Source organism: Allobosea sp. 01N443, from assembly GCF_056399325.1.
In genome coordinates this window covers 1-2162 of sequence record NZ_JBFTRC010000361.1, presented here as the reverse complement: position 1 = coordinate 2162, position 2162 = coordinate 1, and the positions used below count along the sequence as shown (strand labels likewise).

The window sequence follows — 2162 nt, the reverse complement described above, 5'->3', positions numbered from 1 at the left end:
GCCATTGAGATCGAGCGTTCCGGCACTCGCGACCGTCACTGCCGAATTCTGGCTGAACGTGTTCGGCCCGCCTGCGCGCAACGTCCCCGCGTTGACGTTCGTCGGTCCACTGTAGGTGTTGGCACCGGTGAGCGTAGTCGCGCCCGCGTGCACATTGACCGTACCGTTGCCGCTGATCGCCGACGCAAACACGTAGCTTTGGGATGTGTGATTGAAGTTGAGCGTACCGGTGCCAGCGCCAAAGGAGAGGCTCGGCGCAGACAGGGTACCTGGTGCAGCCGCCGCACTGCCAGCGGCCGCGCCGATGTTGAGGGTCCCGACCGCACTGGCATTCGCCGCGCTCACAACAGACGACGCGACAACGACGCCTGCGTCCGCAATTGTGAGCGTGCCCGTGCCAAAGTTGCCGATATTCAACGCCGAACTGTTGCTCCAGGTAGAGGTCGGGCCGGTCACGATCACCGTACCCTGAGAGCCTGGACCATTGCCGATGTTGGCGGGGACGGCGGTGTCGTTGATGACCATCCCGCCGTTCGAGATCGTGAGAGCGCCCGTTCCAAAACTGCCGATATTGAGCCCGCCACCTGGGGTGTTGGTCCAACGGGAGCCTGTGCCGGTCACCGTCACCGTGCCAGTCCCAATCAATCCGACCGAGCCGCCGCCTCCACTGTTCACCACACCGCCGTCTTGAATGGTAAGCGTGCCCGTGCCCAGGCCGCCGACCACAAGGGTTCCTCCGTTCGTCCAGGTCGAGCCCGGACCAGTTACCGTGGCCGTACCTTGCGAACCTGGCGAATTGCCAATCGCCCCCAAGACATTGGTCAACGTCCCGCCATTTTGGATGATCAGCGTGCCCGCACTGCCGGCCGATGATCCCAGTACTACGCTGGCTCCGGCATTCAGTGTCCTGCGTACGTCCACCGTCCCGCTGCCGCCGGCGGTTGAACCGAGGGTGAGGCTTCTCGCGACCGCATCGTCCGTGACGACCTGGGCGGTGCCGCCGTTGTTGATGACCGCATCGTTCGCCGCGGTGGGAGGGAGGTTCGGGAACCAGTTGAAGCCATCGGCCCAGTCACCAGTACCGCGAATCCAAGTTGTTGTTTGGGCTTGTGCGGACACCGAGACCGCTGCGACAAGCACGATAGTCGCCAGCGCCGTGGACGAGCCAAACCTGCAAACGCGTGCCAGCAACCCCAACCGTCGCATCGACGCCGCGACAAGCCGGCGCTTTTGATGTTTCGCGCTCGCACCCGGCACCACCTGTCCCAAATCCATTTCGCGCCCTTTTGCGTGCAGCCCGCGAACGTGATCGGTAGGTGATCGCGTTGCCAGCAGTCGAAGTCAGAAGCAAAGGCAGAGGCTGATCAGAATCGGATAGGCTACGCGTGACGATGCTCAGAGAAAGCACCGGCGATATCTACAAAATGTTTACGAGGGCATGTTTGTCGTCAATGCGGACCCATATATTTTTAGGATCCGTTGCGCGAACGCCACGATTCCAGCTGAAATTTTTGATCGGCACAGTTACTGGGCTCACGGAGGCAGGCATTGTGACCATAGKGAAGTCATCCTAATCTGCCGCTGAACTTCAATCTAGCGACGTCTGCTTTCGGTCAGCCCGCCAATGTTTGGCGGTAGCGCGCTTATGCCAGCGGGTTCAGCGTGACGAACTTCTGATTTCCACCCAAGTGAGACGTTCGCGGGGAGAGCGTCAGACGGGGGAAGATGGCCCATCCCGGACATCGAGAAGGTCTGCTTTCAGGTGATACAGTTTGCCACCGCGGTGTCAGCATCCGTTCGCATAGTCCACGACGCAGATAGCGACCGAGTTCAGTGAGACATCGAGACCGACATAGATCATGGCGTTTCTCCCCGCATGGATTGGTCCATGATCGTCGGAACGCGGAGGCCGGTCCGCGAGCAGGTCAGGCAATCAGGGCCGAATACCCCATCTCTTCCGAGAAGCGGTTGCGCTTCATGTTCTGGTCCTCTCAATGGGCCAGAACGAACTTCGGCGTTGTCACGTTAACCGCGGACCATTGAAGCGAACTCAACCGGGTGACGGGCTCACGCTGCGAGGCCAGCGACGGCTTTCCATTGTGCCATGGCGCACAGACGATGCAGATGGATGGCGAGGGCGGAGCGACGGGACCGGGGCGGGA

General features: G+C 61.1%; 1 protein-coding gene. It reads right to left on the bottom strand.

Going from position 1 to position 2162, the window contains the following annotated elements:
• On the bottom strand, positions 1-1275 hold a 1275-nt coding region (locus AC1DRP_RS36305), incomplete at its 3' end, for an autotransporter-associated beta strand repeat-containing protein (protein ID WP_476771106.1).
• Positions 1276-2162 lie beyond the last annotated feature (887 nt).